We start from the raw sequence: 14,888 nt of genomic DNA on the forward strand, positions 1-14,888 counted from the left end.
CTGCTGCTGGACGATGTCCAGTTCGTGGGCGGCAAGGCGAGCACCCAGGAAGAACTGCTCTCGACCCTGACGGCCCTGATCGAGGACGGCAAACGGATCGTGCTGTCGGCCGACCGCCCGCCCATGGCCCTGTCGGAAGTCGAGCCCCGGCTGCGCAGCCACTTGGCCGCCGGCCTGACCTGCCCGGTCGAGCCCGCCGACCGGGCGCTCAAGATCGCGGTCGCCCAGAACCGCCTGGCCGCCTTCGCCCGTCTCGGCCTGGTCCAGGGCGAGGCCCAGCGCGAGGTGCTGGAACAGATGGTCGATCGCACCCCCGGCTCGGTTCGCGAGCTGGAAGGCGCCGTCAACACCCTGGCCGCCGCTGCCGGCCCTCGCCTGTCGTCCCTTGGCGTGGACGAGGCCCTGACCCTGCTGGGCGCGGCCCTGCGCGGTGGCCCCGAGCGCCGCATCACCGTCGACGAGATCCAGAAGACGGTGGCCGAGCATTTCAACATGAAGCAGGTCGACCTGCTCAGCGAGCGTCGGACCCGGGCCATCGCCCGGCCGCGGCAGATCGCCATGTATCTGTGCAAACAGCACACGACCCGGTCCTATCCCGATATCGGTCGCCGCTTCGGCGGACGCGACCACACCACCGTCCTGCACGGGGTGCGCAAGATCGAGGAGCTGCTGCCGGCCGACGACCAGATCGCCCGCGACGTCGAGGCCCTGACCCGCAAGCTGCGGGGCTAGGCCAGCCTTCGCACCGCTTCCAGGTCCGCCGGATTGTCGACCGACAGCGGCGCCTCGGCAATGACGGCGGCCCAGATCGACAGGCCCATCTCCAGGGCCCGCAACTGTTCAAGCTTCTCGCGCTGTTCAAGCGGCGACGGCGGGGCGGCGCAGAACCGCATCAGGGCCTCGCGGCGATAACCGTAGATGCCGATGTGGCGCCAGACGGGGGCGTCGCCGTACAGGGTCGAGCGGGTGAAATACAGGGCCCGGCCGTGCCGGTGGCCCTCTTCGATCGCCAGCACCGCCTTGACCACATCGACATTGGTCCGGTCCGACGGATCGGCCTCAAGCGCCACCAGGGTGGCGATGTCGCACGACGGCTCTCCATGCAACAGGGCCGCACAGGCGGTGGCCAGGCCCGGATCGGCGAACGGCATGTCGCCCTGCAGATTGATCACGGCGTCGTATTCGCCGTCGGGATCCAGGGCCTCCAGCGCAGCGCGGATGCGGTCGGACCCTGACGGCAGGCCGGGGTCGGTCAGGACGGCCGTGCCGCCGATACCGGTGATGGCGTCGACGATGGCCTGGTCCCCCGCTGCGACCGCGACCGGCAGGCCCGAGGCCAGGGCCCCCTCATAGGCACGCACGATCATCGGCTTGCCGCCGATGTCGGCCAGGGGCTTGTTCGGCAGCCGGGTCGCGGCCATCCGGGCGGGGATCAGGACGAGGGGATTCATGCGGGTCTTTCGCAACTGGATTGTCCTGCGACGCTAGAGCGTCATGGTTTCAGGGGGAAGCCGCTCCCGCCCGGTTGCGAACCTCGCCGGGCCGTGTCAGAGACGCCCACGCAAGGATATCGCCCATCCGTGCAGCGCAATCGTGCTGTATGACCGGGCCCAGAGACGGGATGCGACGACGCGTATGAGCGGCGATCTGAAGTGGAACAAGATTTTCGGCGCCGGTCTGGCGACGGCTTTCGTGATTATCGGGGTCCAGCAGGTGTCCACGCACCTGTATGCGACCCATGAGCCCGAGAAGATGGGCTATTTCATCAACGCGCCCGAAGAGGCCGAGGGCGGCGCTGAGGAAGTCGAACTGCTGCCCGACTGGGGTACGCTGCTCCCCGTCGCCGACGTCGCGGCCGGTGAAGCCGCCTTCGCGCGCTGCAAGGCCTGTCACACCGATTCCAACGGCGGTCCCAACGGCATCGGCCCCAACCTTTGGGCCGTCGTCGGCCGGCCCGTCGCGGGCCATGCCGGCTTCGCCTATTCCGACGCCATGAAGGGCCATGTCGCCGATACCGCGACCTGGACGCTCGACGCGCTGGACGAGTTCATCAAGGCCCCGCAAAAGGTCGTCGCCGGCACCAAGATGTCGTTCGCCGGCCTGCGTGACACCCCGACCCGGGTCAACCTGATCGCCTATCTGATGTCGCAGGGCTCGACCGGCTTCGCCATCCCGGCGCCCGATCCCACCCGTCAGCCCGGCGCGGCCCCCGCCGCCGCTCCGGCCGAAGGCGCGCCCGCCGAGACCACCCCTGACAGCGCAACGGCCCCGGCCGGTGCCGCTCCGGCGGACGCTCCCGTCGGTGCCGCCGCGACCCAGACCACCCCGGCCGCTCCAGCGGCCGCGACCAGCCCGGCGCCGCCGAACAGCTGATCCCCGGACCCGACGCGGATGACGGTTGATCCCGATCCCGCCGCACAGACCCCAGGCCGCGCGCGTCTTTCATGGCGTAGCGCGGCCTTCGTCGTTCTGGGCAACCTGATCCCGATCCTGGGGGTAGTGTTTCTGGGCTGGAATGCGGTCCAGATCCTGCTGCTCTACTGGTGCGAGACCGTGATTATCGGGGTCTTTACCCTGCCGCGCATCCTCAGCGCCCAGGCGGTCCTGCCCACGACCCCGTCCGAACCGGGTTCCGGCGGATATCAGATCCCGCTCGACACGCTGAAGGGCCGCAGCCTGCTGGCGATCTTCTTCGTGGTTCACTACGGCATCTTCTGCCTGGCCCACGCCTTCTTCGCGACCGGGATGCTGACGGGGTTCGATCCCGGCTGGCGCGACCTGTGGCGCGAGACCCTGACCAACCGCGACGTGCTGATCGCCGTCGCCGGGATCGCGGCGATCCAGATCGTGCTCCAGGTCAAGGACTGGTGGCTGTCGGGTCTGTGGCGGCGTTCGGATCCCGGAACCGAGATGATGCGGCCCTATGGCCGGGTGCTGGTCATGCACATGACGGTCATCCTGGGCTTCTGGATGGTCGGCGGCATGGGAGCGCCCGTGGGGGCGGTGTTCACCCTGTGCCTGGTCAAGGCCGTGGCGGAAATCCTGGTCCTGACCCGCCGTCCGAAACCGAAGGTCTTACCGGTCTAGACCCCTTGGCACTGGCGGTCCTGAAACAGGCCGCCAAAGCGCCAAACCGCCAGGTGAGCCCTATATGAATCAAGGACTTGAACGGCCGGCACGGGATGGACCGCCAGATTATGAGAAATTCCAATCGCCGATGCGGCGTTCGGACCCGAACCTTTCAAAGACCTGTCGGGGCAGGTGGGACCGCGCGCGATCGGGCGCAAGGTCGAGAAGAGAATTTATTCCTGTCTATCGGTGCGCGTTTCGGCGAACCCGGCCCGGGATCAGGTGGCCGATCAGACGGTGTCCAGGCGACGGAACACCGGCGGCTGGAACCCGCCCTCGGCATAGCGGGCTTCCGCCTCGGCGAGGGGCTCAGTCACCACCGCGCCGTGGTGGCCGGTCGCGTGGATGAGGGTTTCTGCATCCAGAGCCAGCGCGGAATGGCCGGTGAAGGCGGTTTCGCCCGACGGGGCCAGCCAGACGACCAGGTCGCCGCGTCGCAGGTCGGCGCGGTCCACCGCGCGGCCCAGTTCGGCCTGCCGGTCCGAATGACGCGGCCCCGCCCGGCCGCAGGCGTAGAGCGTCTGTTGCACCAGGCCCGAACAGTCGGTGAGGGTCGATGAGCGCGCGCCCAGCGCATGGGGCACGCCCAGCATCCGTTCGGCGACCGAAACGGGATCGGTCTCGAAATCGCCGATGGGCGACAGGTCCTCAGGCGCGACGCCCGACCATTGATGATGCACCAGGGCGTTGAGCGGCAGCACCGCCGAAACCGAGGCCACGCGATGGGTGGCCAGGGGCACCCCGGCCGCCAGGGCCCAGCGGTTGACCCAGCCGACCGTCCCGTCCCGCCGCGCCCGACCCCAGACCCGGTCGCCGTCCCGGTCCAGCACATCGAAGGCCTCGCCGAACAGCAGCTGGTCGACGCGGGCGGCGGTCGCGGGATCGACGTCGTCATGAATGTCAGCGACGCCGACGGCCGCGTGCATGGCGCTGAGAGGACGATAGGCTTTCGCCCGCACGATTCCCTCGAGCCCCAGCTCGGCCAGATCGGGCCGGGCGAGCATGGTGCGCTCATCGAGGGCTGCGGATAGGGTCAAGCGAAGGCTCGTGCAGTTGGACCGGCGTTGTCGCACGGGAATCCCAAGGTCCGGTTAAGGGCGGGGCCTTCCTGGAAGCTGGCGTCCGAAATATGGGCTCTGCCAATGTCAGCTACGGGGGGAAGCGGACCTTGGTGGACGTTGACCGCAGCCTCCCGTGTGTCGAAGGATGATCACATGCTTCGCGCAATTTCATTGTCCGGCTTTCTGGCCTTGTGCTGGCTCGCAGCGAACTCAGCAGAGGCGTGCAGTTTTACTGTTCCCAGAAATCAGGGAGAGACCGAAGCGCACGCATACGAGCGCCTGCGGCGGACCAATCAGGATCGCTACTGGGCTGAGGCCGATACGGTCTTCGTCGGGCAGGTCGTCGGGCTCGTCAGGGGCGACCGTGGCCTGGCAGTGAGTGCCCAACCTCGGAGGTCGTTCAAAGGCGACGTCGGCACAGGCGTTGTCACCTACTATCTCAATGGCATTGAGGTGAACTGTGATCGCGCAGCTTTTCCAGACTTTGACAAAGTCGGGTTGTTCTATGCCAGCCGCGAGAATGACCAGCTGGTGGTTCGCGGAATGCTCGGTCCGAACGACATTAGAGACGAGACTTTGAGGGCCCGCGTATTGAGAGAACTCGAACCGGGCGAAATCACGACTCTGGCAATGAAGACACCATCTGAAGATCGATCGACGCTGGTCCTTGGCGGGCTGATAGCGTCCTTTGCGTTCATCGGAGGTATTGTGATCGGACGCCTAGGGCGGAGGCGGATGGTCGCCTAAATCAGCTTTCGGAAAGGTCAGCTATGGGTGGTTAGCGGACCTTAAGGACGGCGGCGTCCGATGCGATCTTCTGTCGTGTAAGGCCCGGTGTAGGTTCCAGCAGGGGCAGGGGCACTTGTTCCCAGTTGGGCAAGCGAAATCTTTCGGTTGCCAGCTTCGACATGGACGGAAATAAAAACGTTCTCCATCCCCCGAGCAATGGAACGAGCATCCGACCCCACCAGTCGAACCTCTTGCAGATAGGTTGGACCGTCGGGTATCAGCGGCCCAATGTGCCAAGTGCAGACCAGATTGATGCACGAGCTTCGAAAAACGACGCAGGCCCCGTCAATGCATGTTTGCTTCAATCGAGCAGGATCAATCGTGGTAAGATTGTCGTTGCCTACAAACTGAACTCGAACCCCAGTAGCCTCGACCGCTACCGGAGAGGCCACAACTGCACGACCATCAGGATCGATCTGGATAAGTCCCCCACTAATTTCTGATGCAGCGACATATTCGCGTGCCACACAGAACGGGACGTGTTCGCAGATCAGGTCCTGCAAGGTTAGCCCTCCAAGTCTATGCGATGGTAGCTGCACGGCGTCTGTGGTCAATGTCCGCAACGGGTGGAGAGGCGACGTTGAACGGTGCGCCGCAAGCGAACATCGGACTGGATTCCTCGCTCCCCCTACGCCGGATACCGCCTTCTCAGCATCTCGTAGCAGGCGCGCATCGCCTGGGCCTCGCCGCCTTCGGGCCAGCCGGGGCGGTTGCGGCTGTTCCAGGCGAAGATGTCCATGTGGGCCCAGGCGCCGGTCTGGGGGGCGAATTTCTGGAGGAAGAGGGCGGCGGTGATCGATCCGCCCTGGGCCCAGGCGGCGGAATCGTTGCGGACATCGGCGATCTCGCTGTCGATCGACGGCCTGTAGCCGGCCCAGAGCGGCATCCGCCACAGGGGGTCGCCGACCGTCGCCGAGGCGCTCAGAAGATCGGCGGCCAGGGCCTCGTCGTCGGTATAGAGGGGCGGCAGGTCGGGACCGAGGGCGACGCGGGCGGCGCCGGTCAGGGTGGCGAAATCCAGCGTCAGGTCCGGCGAATGCTCGCCCGCCCGGGTCAGGACGTCGGCGAGGATCAGGCGGCCCTCCGCATCCGTATTGCCGATCTCGATACTCAGACCCTTGCGGCTCGACAGGACGTCGCCGGGGCGGAAGGCGTCGGCCGAGACCGCGTTCTCCACCGCCGCGACCAGCACCACCAGTCGGACGCCAAGGCCCGCCTGCATGACCAGTCGTGCCAGGGCCAGGACATGGGCGGCGCCGCCCATGTCCTTTTTCATATTGCGCATTCCGGAGGCGGACTTGAGGTCCAGCCCCCCGGTGTCGAACACCACCCCCTTGCCGACCAGGGCCACCAGCGGCAGGTCGGTGCGGGTCAGGTTCCAGCCGATCTCGATGACCCGAGGCGCGCGCTGGGTCGTCGCAGCGCGGCCGACGGCGTGGACGGCGGGATAGTTCTCGTCGAGCAGGGCGTCGCCCTCGATCACCGCGATGGAGGCGCCCCCCTTCTCTGGAAAATTGGCGCTTTCGGCGATCTCGCGGGCGATCGTCTCGATCTGGAGCGGGCCCATGTCAGCTGCAGGGGTATCGACCATCTCCCGGGCGAGAGCACAGGCGGCGGCGATCCGCAGCGTCTCCTCGACATCGACGCCGGGGGGCGCGACCAGCCGCGCGGCCTCGCCGCCGTCGCGGGTCTTGTAGCGATCGAAGCGATAGCCGCCGAGGATGAAGGCCAGGGCGGCGGCCGTCCCGTCCGCCTCGGCCAGACCCTCCAGCCGATAGACCCCGCCGGGCAGTTTCGCCGCCAGACCGCGCACGGATTTCGGGTCGAAGGCCACGCCGGTCCCGAACAGGACCTCGGCCAGGGCACCATCATGGCTGGGGGCCAGCAGCATCTGGCCCGCCTTGCCGGTGAAGGCGTTGGCTGCGGCCCAGGTGCCGACGTGACCTTCCAGCGCGGCGTCCGGTCCAACCAGACGGACCGGAACGGCGACGACGTCGGTTTCGGCGATCAGGATCGGAGGATGAAGCGACATGGCGGAACCTCGGAACAGAAAAGGGGCCCGGACGCCGAAACGTCCGGACCCTGTAAGGTCTAGCGGGTCACCGCGATCATTTCGACCGCGACGAGGATCGCCGTGCCTATTGTTCCATTTCCGTGATGCGGATCTGGGCCGGGGCCGGGGTCTCGCCATAGGTGCCGACCCAGATGTCATAGACGCCGCTGAGCGGGGTCCGGTAGATGACGCCGGGGTTCAGCGACCCTTGCAGGTCGTCGCCGCAGTACCACTGGCCGTCCGGTCCATTGACCACCAGGGTGGTGTCCTCGCGCGAGTCGACGCGGATGGTCAGGGCCAGGCCCTGCTGTGCGCCGTAGGTGATGCGGAAGTCGGGGGCCTCGGTGATCATGCCGACGCACTCGCCGCCCAGTGAGGAGGCATCGTTGGCGTTGCGGTCGCCGCCCGCCGTGATCCGCACCGTATAGGGGTCGGGCGTGAAGCCGGCATTCAGGTTCACCGAGCCGAAATTGGGCCGCAGCGACGGATCCTGGGCCGCTGCCGGCATCGCCGCCGCCATCATGGCACAGGCTATCGAAGCCGCGCCGAGGCGCATGGAAAGTGTTGATTTCATGGATAGTCCCCCAGCGGGCAACAGGCCCGGCGAACATCGTAAGCCGGATGGCGGATGAACGAAAGCTGAAGAGCCGGTCGTTAACCAATGCTTGACGCCGAAGCGGGATTCTCGACGCTCGATTTACGCAGGGATCGCCCATGTCGCGCCTCGCCCTACTCGCCGCCGCCTTCGTCCTCCTCGGCAGCCCCGTCCTGGCCGAAGACCGCACGCCCGCGCCTGCCGCCACCCCCACGCCGGCCGGTGCCGCCGAGCGGGCCCAGTACGACCGCGCCGATCCCCTGACGCGGTCGGTGTTCTGGGGCCGGCAGAACGAGATCGATCCGTCCGACCCGGTCGCCGGGGTCAAGGCGGCGCAGGCGCTGCGCGAACTGGGTCAGTACGACCAGGCTGCGACCCTGGCCCAGAGCGTGCTGCTGACCCAGCCTTCCAACGTCGAGGCCATGCTGGAGGTCGGGCGTGCCCATATCGCCCGGGGCCAGGCCTTCTATGGCATCGGACCGCTGGAACAGGCGCGGGCCCTGGCCCCCAACGACTGGCGGCCGCTGTCGCTGCTGGGCGTGGCCTATACCCAGGTGCGGCGGATCGAGGACGGCAAGGCGGCCTGGAACGAGGGCCTGCGGCTGTCGCGCGACAACCCGGACATCCTGACCAATGCCGCCATGGCCCTGACCGCCCAGGGTGATGCGCGGGGCGGCGAGGTCCTGCTGCGCCGCGCCGTGGCCCAGCCGGGTGCGACCCTGAAGACCCAGCTGAACCTGGCCCTGGTGCTGGGTCTGCAAGGGAACATGGGCGAGGCCGAACAGATCGTCCGCCGCGCCCTGCCGCCCGAGGCCGCCGACCGCAACCTGGCCTGGCTAAGGGAGAAGACGGCTGCATCGGCTGCGGTGCCTGTTCCGGTGCAGACCGACGGTGCGTCGCCGGCTATGGCGCGGACCTGGGGTTCGTTGCAGGGGCAGTAGTCCGCCTCTTCTCTCGCCGCGGCCGAACCTCTATCTCTGTCCCATGATCGACGAGCTCTACAGCGCGCGCATCCTGTCGCTGGCGGCCAACCTGCCGCACAGCGGGCGGCTGGCCGCGCCCGAGGGCACCGGGGAGCGGGTGGCCAAGCTGTGCGGGTCCAGGGCAACCGTGGACGTGGTGCTGGACGACGCAGGCCGGGTCGCCGACTTCGCCCAGGATGTGAAGGCCTGTGCGCTCGGACAGGCCGCCGCCGGGGTGCTGGGGGAGAGCGTGATCGGGGCTACGGAGGCTGAGATCGAGGCCGCCCGCGACGCCAGCCTGGCCATGCTGAAGTCCGGCGGCGACGGCCCGAACGGTCGGTTCGAGGGCTTGCGCGCCCTGAAGCTGGTCGCCGACTATCCGGCGCGTCACGCCTCGACGATGGTGGCGATCGAGGCGACGCTGGACGCGGTGCGACAGGCCCAGACCTCGCGAACCAGGCTCGCCGGCGCCGCCTGAGTTCCGCCCGGCCCCGAACCGGGGTATGGCCGGACATCATGGCCCGCCCAGACACTGATATTGGCACCACCCTCTACGAACGCGGCGTTCGCGCGGCCCATCGGGGCTACAAGCTGACGCTGTCCCCCTGGTTCGGGCAGTCCTGCCGGTTCCTGCCGACCTGTTCGGACTATGGCCGCGACGCGCTGATCCAGCACGGACCGGTCAAGGGGGGATGGCTCACCGTGCGCAGGCTCTGTAAATGCCACCCCTTCGGTGGGTCGGGGTATGACCCGGTTCCGCCCGTTAAAGATTGACCACGATGATCGACCTGACCTTCCCCGACGGCGCCGTGCGCCAGTATCCCGCCGACGCCACGGGCCGTGACGTCGCGACCTCGATTTCGCCGTCGCTGGCCAAGAAGGCGGTCCTGATCGAGGTGGACGGGACCCTGCTCGATCTCGACGCCCCCGTGGGCCGGTCGGGCGCGCTGAAGATCATCATGCGCGACAGTCCCGAGGCGCTGGATACCCTGCGTCACGACGCCAGCCACGTGATGGCCCAGGCGGTTCAGGAACTGTTCCCCGGCACCCAGGTCACCATCGGCCCGGCGATCGAGGACGGCTTCTATTACGACTTCGCGCGCGACGAGCCCTTCTCGACCGACGACTTCAAGGCGATCGAGAAGCGGATGGCCGAGATCGTCGATCGCGACGAGAAGATCCGCCGCGAGGTCCTGCCCCGCGACGAGGCCATCGCGCGCTTCGAGGCCATGGGCGAGACCTACAAGGCCGAGATCATCCGCGACCTGCCCGAGGGCGAGGACATCAGCGTCTATCACCAGGGCGCGACCTGGCAGGACCTGTGCCGGGGGCCGCACTTCCCCTCGACCAAATTCGTGGGCAAGGCGTTCAAGCTGACCAAGCTGGCCGGGGCCTACTGGCGCGGCGACCATCGCAACGCCCAGCTGCAGCGCATCTATGCGACCGCCTGGGCCTCGAAGGAGGACCTGGACGCCTATCTGCTCCGCATCGAAGAGGCCGAGAAGCGGGATCACCGCAGGATCGGCAAGGCCATGGGCCTGTTCCACATGCAGGAAGAGGGCCGGGGCATGGTCTTCTGGCACCCCAAGGGATGGGTGCTGTGGCGCGTGCTGGAGGCCTATATGCGCCGCCGCCTCGACGCCGCCGGATACGTCGAGGTCAAGACGCCCCAGGTGCTGGACCGGACCTTCTGGGAGAAATCCGGCCACTGGGACAAGTACCGGCCGAACATGTTCGTCTGCGAGACGGTCGAGGGCGAGGTGCTGTCGCTCAAGCCCATGAACTGCCCGGGCCACGTCCAGATCTTCGATCAGGGCCAGCGGTCTTACCGCGAACTGCCGCTTCGTATGGCCGAGTTCGGCGCCTGCCACCGCTATGAGCCGTCGGGGGCCCTGCACGGCCTGATGCGGGTGCGCGGCTTCACCCAGGACGACGCCCACATCTTCTGCCGTGAGGACCAGATCGTCGAGGAAACGGCGGCCTTCATCACCCTGTGCCGGTCGGTTCACGCCGACCTGGGTATGGAGACGGCCTATATCAGCCTGGGCACCCGCCCCGACGCCCGCGCCGGCACGGAAGAGTTCTGGGACAAGGCCGAGGCCCAGATGCTGGAGGGTGCCCGCGCCGCCGGGTCGGAGCCCGTCATCACGCCTGGCGACGGTGCCTTCTATGCGCCCAAGCTGGACTTCGTGGTCAAGGACGCCATCGGGCGTGAATGGACTTGCGGGACGATCCAGCTCGACTATGTCCTGCCTGAGCGGCTGAACGCTGAATACGTCGGCGAAGACGGCGGCAAGCACCGGCCGGTCATGCTGCACCGGGCCATCCTGGGCTCCTTCGAGCGGTTCATCGGCATCATGATCGAGAACTACGCCGGGGCGTTCCCGCTGTGGCTCGCGCCGGTGCAGGCGGTGGTTGCGACGATCACCTCGGACGCCGACGGCTATGCCGAAGAGGTCGCGGCCAAGTTCCGCGCCGCGGGCCTGCGGGTCGAGACCGATCTGCGGAACGAGAAGGTCGGCTACAAGGTGCGTGAGCACTCGGTCGGCAAGGTACCGGTGATCGCCGTCGTCGGCAGGAACGAGGCCGAGAAGGGCGAGGTGGCGATCCGTCGCCTGGGCTCGCAGGCCCAGCAGGTGGTGTCGCTGGACGAAGCGATCCGGATCCTGACCGAAGAGGCGACGCCGCCGGATCTGAAATAGCGTCTCTTCCCGTCTAGATCCCTGCTGCCGCCGGTTCCGTCTCCGCCTCATCGTCCCCGGCGATGATACGGGTCGCGGCCAGGTCGGCGGTGACGTTGCCGATGGTGCGCAGGATGTCGGGGATGACCTCGACCGCCAGCAGCAGGGGCAGGACGCCGATGGGGACGCCCATGGCCAGGCAGATGGGGCCGACGGAGGCGAAGAAGCTGACCTGGCCCGGGAGGCCGACCGAGGCGATCGAGACGGCGATGGCGGTCAGGCCGCCGGCGATCAGGGCCGCGATCCCCAATGGCACGCCGTAGAGCTGCGCCGCATACAGACAGACGGCCAGGTTGGCGACCGGGCTGGTGAGGCGGAACACCGCCACCGCCAGCGGCAGAACCAGACCGGCCGAGGCGTGCGAGACGCCGAGATAGTCGCGCGCCCGCTCCACCATCACCGGCAGGCTGGCCAGTGAAGACTGGGTCGAGAAGGCGACGACCTGGGCCGGGGCGATCGCCTGGCTGAACCGGCCGAAACCGATCTTTCCGAAGACCCGTACCGCCAGATAGACCAGGATGATGACGCCGATCTGGCTGAGGCAGACGATGGCGATGTAGTGGCCCAGCACCCCGGCGGCGCCCACACCCGCCCTCAGGCCGACGCCGAGTGCCAGCGCAAAGACCCCGATCGGCGCGGCCAGCAAGACCCAGTGGACGATTACCACCACGGCCTCGGCGGTCGCCTCGAAGAACAGGGCGAGCGGGGTCCGCAGCCGGGGCTCCAGCCGGGTCGCGGCGAAACCGAAGGCGATGGCGAACACCACGACGCCCAGCACCCCGTCGTCGGCCGCCGCCTTGATCAGGTTGGAGGGGGCCAGGCTGTTCAGAAAGGCCCGCAGGCCGTCGGTGTGCGCGGCCTCGCCAACGGCGGCGATCGAATCACCGGGAATGCCCGACAGCAGGGCCTGGCCGGCCACCGGATCGATCGGCCAGAGGTTCAACAGGCCCAGCCCCGCCAGGATGGCGTAGATCGTCGCCGCCGTCAGCATGATGCCGAATACCACGAGCGCCCGTACCGCCAGCCGCCCGGTCGAGGCCGCATCCGCGATCGACACGATCCCCGTGACCAGCATGGCGAAGACCAGCGGTATGACGGTGATCCGCAGCGCGTTCAGCCAGACCCCGCCCAGGGGCTCGACCGCCTCGATCGCACCGGTCAGCGCCGCGGACCCCGACACCTCCACCATCGCCCCGACGAGCAGACCCAGGATCAGGGCCACCACCACCCAAAAGCTCATCGACGACAGAAGGGCGCGCAGGCGGGATCGGGGGCGTGAAATCGGCATTCGTTATCCTTAACATTCCCGCGACAGGACGCCAGAGAGCCCGTTGCACGCGTCACGCGCGACCCCCCATGGCCAGCGGCCAAAGCCGTGATAGCATCGCGACATGCGCGTATCGTTCCCGGTCCTGGCCGCCCTGTTGCTTGCCGCCGCCACGGCCCCCCTGGTGTCGATGCTGGCCGCTGGGCCGGCCGCCGCCCAGTCGGTCGGGCGGACCTGGGCCAACCCGGTCGACATCGATTACAAATACAATTTCGAGCAGACTCACGAGGGCGTCAGCTATCGCACCGGGGCCGAGCCGACCGTGGTCCTGCATCAGGACCGCTATTATCTGTTCGTGACCCAGGCCGACGGATACTGGGTGTCGCGCGACCTGGCCGAATGGAGCTTCGTCGAACCCAATCGCTGGCCGCTGGACGGATCGGTCGGACCGGCTGCCGTGTCGGACGGAGAGCGGCTGTATCTGATGCAGTCGTCGCTCGATCCCTTGGGAATGCTGGCCAGCGACCGGCCAGAGACCGGGCGGTGGGACTTCTATACCCGGCGAATGCCGCGCATCCCGGGTGCGGTGACCGGCCGCGATCCGGCGCCGGGCCCAAATACCGACCTGCCGGCCGGGCCGTGGTCGCCCGACCTGTTCATCGACGACGACAATCGCTGGTACCTGTACTGGGGGTCGTCGGACGTGTTTCCGCTGTACGGATCGGAGATCGATCCGATCTCGCCCATGGCCTTCATCGACGAGCCGACGACCATGTTCCGGCTCGATCCGGCGCGTCACGGCTGGGAGCGTTACGGGCAGGACCATTCGGGCACCCTGCCGGACGGCACGCCGGTCGCCCCCTTCATCGACGGGGCCTCGATGACCCGCAACGGCGGGCGTTATTACCTGCAGTATTCGGCGCCCGGCGCGGAATACAACGGCTCGGCCAACGGGGCCTATGTCGGGACCTCGCCGCTGGGGCCCTTTACCTATGCGCCGTGGAACCCGACCAGCTACAAGCCCGGCGGCTTCGTCCAGGGCGCAGGCAACGGCTCGACCTTCCAGGATCGCTACGGCAACTGGTGGAACACCGGCGGGGCCTGGATCGGGCTGAACTGGAGCTTCGAACGGCGGGTGGCGATGTTCCCCGGAGCCTTCCACACGGACGGCCAGCTGTATTTCTCCAGCCGGTTCGGCGACTTCCCGCAGCGGACGCCGGACGGGCCGGTCCTGAATCCCGAGACCCTGTTCACCGGCTGGATGCCGCTGTCCTACAAGGCGAAGGCGACCGCCTCCTCGACCGAGGGCGTGTTCAGCGCCGACCGGGCCGTTGACGAGGATCCCCGCACCTTCTGGGTCGCCGAAAGCAACACCCCGGACCAGACCCTGACCCTCGACCTCGGCGGCGTGAAGGTCGTCCAGTCGGTCCAGGTCAACTACGCCGACTACCAGTCCGGGATGTTCGAGAACGCCCCGAACCAGCGGACCCGGTTCCGTATCCAGTGGTCGCTGGACGGCGAGCAGTGGTTCACCCTGGCCAACCGGATGTCGTCCAACCGCGACAGCCCCAACGCCTATGTCCAGGCCGACCGCCCGACGCGGGCCCGCTTCATCCGCTATCAGCACGGCGAGACGCCGGGCGCTCATCTGGCCATCGCCGACCTGCGGGTGTTCGGCAATGCGGCGGGCCCTGTTCCCGTTGCGCCCGCCGAGATCACGGTCACGCGCGGCACCGACCAGAGGAACGCCACCGTCAAGGTCGCCCCGGTCGCCGAGCCGACGGGGGGGCGTATCCTGGGCTACAATATCCGCTGGGGGGTCAGGGCCGACCGGCTGCACCTGACCTACCAGGTCTGGGCCGACGAACTGGCCGCGCGAGATGGTCAGGTCGAGATCGGGGCCCTGAACGTCGGCGTCGACTATTTCTTCGCGGTCGAGGCGTTCGGCGACACCGGCGTCTCGCCCCTGAGCGCGGTCGCTTCGGTTCCGGCAGGGGCGACGACGGCGGCAAGGGCCCAGACCTCGCCCGGTCTAGCTGGATTGGGCCCGGCGACGGCGGGCGCGACCACGGTGAGGCCCGACGGCACGATCGTGACCGTGATCCCGCCCGTCTACATCAGCGGCGGCCCGGCCGTTTCGGGCACAGGCCTGCCGGCCAGCGGCAATGCGGCGACACCGCCGGGATCGGAGCCTGCATCGACGGTGCCGGCGACCGCGCCTTCGACGACATCGCCTTCCACAACGACACCGGTCGTGGATGAACCCGCCGACCCCGCGGTTCCTCCCCCTG

15 protein-coding genes are annotated in these 14,888 nt (G+C 67.9%); 9 read left to right on the top strand and 6 right to left on the bottom strand.

Features of this window, described 5'->3' with window-relative positions:
* On the top strand, positions 1-732 hold a 732-nt coding region (locus JHC99_RS12120), incomplete at its 5' end, for a helix-turn-helix domain-containing protein (protein WP_292154557.1).
* On the opposite strand, the gene JHC99_RS12125 is transcribed toward JHC99_RS12120, so the two are convergent.
* The gene (locus JHC99_RS12125) at positions 729-1,451 is read right to left on the bottom strand and encodes a 3-deoxy-manno-octulosonate cytidylyltransferase (RefSeq protein WP_292154559.1); all 723 of its coding nucleotides are present in this window, start codon (positions 1,449-1,451) and stop codon (positions 729-731) included. The two genes, JHC99_RS12120 and JHC99_RS12125, sit on opposite strands and share 4 nt — an antisense overlap.
* Before the next feature lie 184 nt (positions 1,452-1,635).
* Between JHC99_RS12125 and JHC99_RS12130 the strand changes: the two genes are divergently transcribed.
* Complete coding sequence (locus JHC99_RS12130) at positions 1,636-2,373, top strand: cytochrome c family protein (protein ID WP_292154561.1); 738 nt, start codon at positions 1,636-1,638, stop codon at positions 2,371-2,373.
* Positions 2,374-2,391: 18 nt separating this feature from the next.
* Positions 2,392-3,087: a DUF6498-containing protein gene (locus JHC99_RS12135; RefSeq protein ID WP_292154562.1), complete on the top strand. Its 696-nt coding sequence runs from the start codon at positions 2,392-2,394 to the stop codon at positions 3,085-3,087.
* Positions 3,088-3,359: 272 nt separating this feature from the next.
* Here the strand turns inward: JHC99_RS12135 and JHC99_RS12140 are convergent, their stop codons facing one another.
* Positions 3,360-4,166 carry an NlpC/P60 family protein gene (locus JHC99_RS12140; protein ID WP_292154564.1) on the bottom strand — a complete coding sequence of 269 codons (807 nt, stop codon included), beginning with the start codon at positions 4,164-4,166 and terminating at the stop codon, positions 3,360-3,362.
* 177 nt (positions 4,167-4,343) lie between these two features.
* Here JHC99_RS12140 and JHC99_RS12145 point away from each other — a divergent pair, with 177 nt between their 5' ends.
* Positions 4,344-4,937 carry a hypothetical protein gene (locus tag JHC99_RS12145; RefSeq protein ID WP_292154566.1) on the top strand — a complete coding sequence of 198 codons (594 nt, stop codon included), beginning with the start codon at positions 4,344-4,346 and terminating at the stop codon, positions 4,935-4,937.
* A 41-nt stretch (positions 4,938-4,978) separates the two neighbouring features.
* On the opposite strand, the gene JHC99_RS12150 is transcribed toward JHC99_RS12145, so the two are convergent.
* The 3 genes from JHC99_RS12150 to JHC99_RS12160 all read right to left on the bottom strand — a co-directional run bounded on the left by JHC99_RS12150 (position 4,979) and on the right by JHC99_RS12160 (position 7,606).
* Entirely contained in the window at positions 4,979-5,482 is a 504-nt protein-coding gene (locus JHC99_RS12150; protein ID WP_292154568.1) for a hypothetical protein, read from the bottom strand.
* 125 nt (positions 5,483-5,607) lie between these two features.
* Positions 5,608-7,011, bottom strand: coding sequence for a M17 family metallopeptidase (locus JHC99_RS12155; protein ID WP_292154570.1), 1,404 nt, complete (start codon positions 7,009-7,011; stop codon positions 5,608-5,610).
* 106 nt (positions 7,012-7,117) lie between these two features.
* Positions 7,118-7,606: a peptidase S1 gene (locus tag JHC99_RS12160; RefSeq protein ID WP_292154572.1), complete on the bottom strand. Its 489-nt coding sequence runs from the start codon at positions 7,604-7,606 to the stop codon at positions 7,118-7,120.
* A gap of 140 nt (positions 7,607-7,746) precedes the next feature.
* Here JHC99_RS12160 and JHC99_RS12165 point away from each other — a divergent pair, with 140 nt between their 5' ends.
* Genes JHC99_RS12165 through thrS form a run of 4 tightly spaced genes read left to right on the top strand, consistent with a single transcriptional unit; the run spans position 7,747 to position 11,291 of the window.
* The gene (locus JHC99_RS12165) at positions 7,747-8,568 is read left to right on the top strand and encodes a tetratricopeptide repeat protein (protein ID WP_292154574.1); all 822 of its coding nucleotides are present in this window, start codon (positions 7,747-7,749) and stop codon (positions 8,566-8,568) included.
* Positions 8,569-8,611: 43 nt separating this feature from the next.
* Positions 8,612-9,067, top strand: a complete 456-nt coding sequence (locus JHC99_RS12170; protein WP_292154576.1) for an iron-sulfur cluster assembly scaffold protein — start codon at positions 8,612-8,614, stop codon at positions 9,065-9,067.
* A 38-nt stretch (positions 9,068-9,105) separates the two neighbouring features.
* The gene (gene yidD / locus JHC99_RS12175) at positions 9,106-9,363 is read left to right on the top strand and encodes a membrane protein insertion efficiency factor YidD (RefSeq protein WP_292154578.1); all 258 of its coding nucleotides are present in this window, start codon (positions 9,106-9,108) and stop codon (positions 9,361-9,363) included.
* Positions 9,364-9,368: 5 nt separating this feature from the next.
* Positions 9,369-11,291, top strand: a complete 1,923-nt coding sequence (thrS, locus tag JHC99_RS12180) for a threonine--tRNA ligase (protein WP_292154580.1) — start codon at positions 9,369-9,371, stop codon at positions 11,289-11,291.
* A gap of 13 nt (positions 11,292-11,304) precedes the next feature.
* On the opposite strand, the gene JHC99_RS12185 is transcribed toward thrS, so the two are convergent.
* Positions 11,305-12,618 carry a dicarboxylate/amino acid:cation symporter gene (locus tag JHC99_RS12185; RefSeq protein WP_292154582.1) on the bottom strand — a complete coding sequence of 438 codons (1,314 nt, stop codon included), beginning with the start codon at positions 12,616-12,618 and terminating at the stop codon, positions 11,305-11,307.
* Positions 12,619-12,721: 103 nt separating this feature from the next.
* Here JHC99_RS12185 and JHC99_RS12190 point away from each other — a divergent pair.
* Positions 12,722-14,888, top strand: a 2,167-nt coding sequence (locus JHC99_RS12190) for a discoidin domain-containing protein (protein WP_292154584.1), incomplete at its 3' end; no start/stop codon positions are given.

The sequence above is a fragment of the Brevundimonas sp. genome (assembly GCF_016463485.1).
Classification (GTDB): Bacteria; Pseudomonadota; Alphaproteobacteria; order Caulobacterales; family Caulobacteraceae; genus Brevundimonas.

Coding starts and splice junctions, on each gene's coding strand:
- JHC99_RS12125 (WP_292154559.1), bottom strand. CDS start 1,451: ATGAATCCCCTCGTCCTGATCCCCGCCCGGATGGCCGCGACCCGGCTG.
- JHC99_RS12130 (WP_292154561.1), top strand. CDS start 1,636: ATGAGCGGCGATCTGAAGTGGAACAAGATTTTCGGCGCCGGTCTGGCG.
- JHC99_RS12135 (WP_292154562.1), top strand. CDS start 2,392: ATGACGGTTGATCCCGATCCCGCCGCACAGACCCCAGGCCGCGCGCGT.
- JHC99_RS12145 (WP_292154566.1), top strand. CDS start 4,344: ATGCTTCGCGCAATTTCATTGTCCGGCTTTCTGGCCTTGTGCTGGCTC.
- JHC99_RS12155 (WP_292154570.1), bottom strand. CDS start 7,011: ATGTCGCTTCATCCTCCGATCCTGATCGCCGAAACCGACGTCGTCGCC.
- JHC99_RS12160 (WP_292154572.1), bottom strand. CDS start 7,606: ATGAAATCAACACTTTCCATGCGCCTCGGCGCGGCTTCGATAGCCTGT.
- JHC99_RS12165 (WP_292154574.1), top strand. CDS start 7,747: ATGTCGCGCCTCGCCCTACTCGCCGCCGCCTTCGTCCTCCTCGGCAGC.
- JHC99_RS12170 (WP_292154576.1), top strand. CDS start 8,612: ATGATCGACGAGCTCTACAGCGCGCGCATCCTGTCGCTGGCGGCCAAC.
- yidD (WP_292154578.1), top strand. CDS start 9,106: ATGGCCCGCCCAGACACTGATATTGGCACCACCCTCTACGAACGCGGC.
- thrS (WP_292154580.1), top strand. CDS start 9,369: ATGATCGACCTGACCTTCCCCGACGGCGCCGTGCGCCAGTATCCCGCC.
- JHC99_RS12185 (WP_292154582.1), bottom strand. CDS start 12,618: ATGCCGATTTCACGCCCCCGATCCCGCCTGCGCGCCCTTCTGTCGTCG.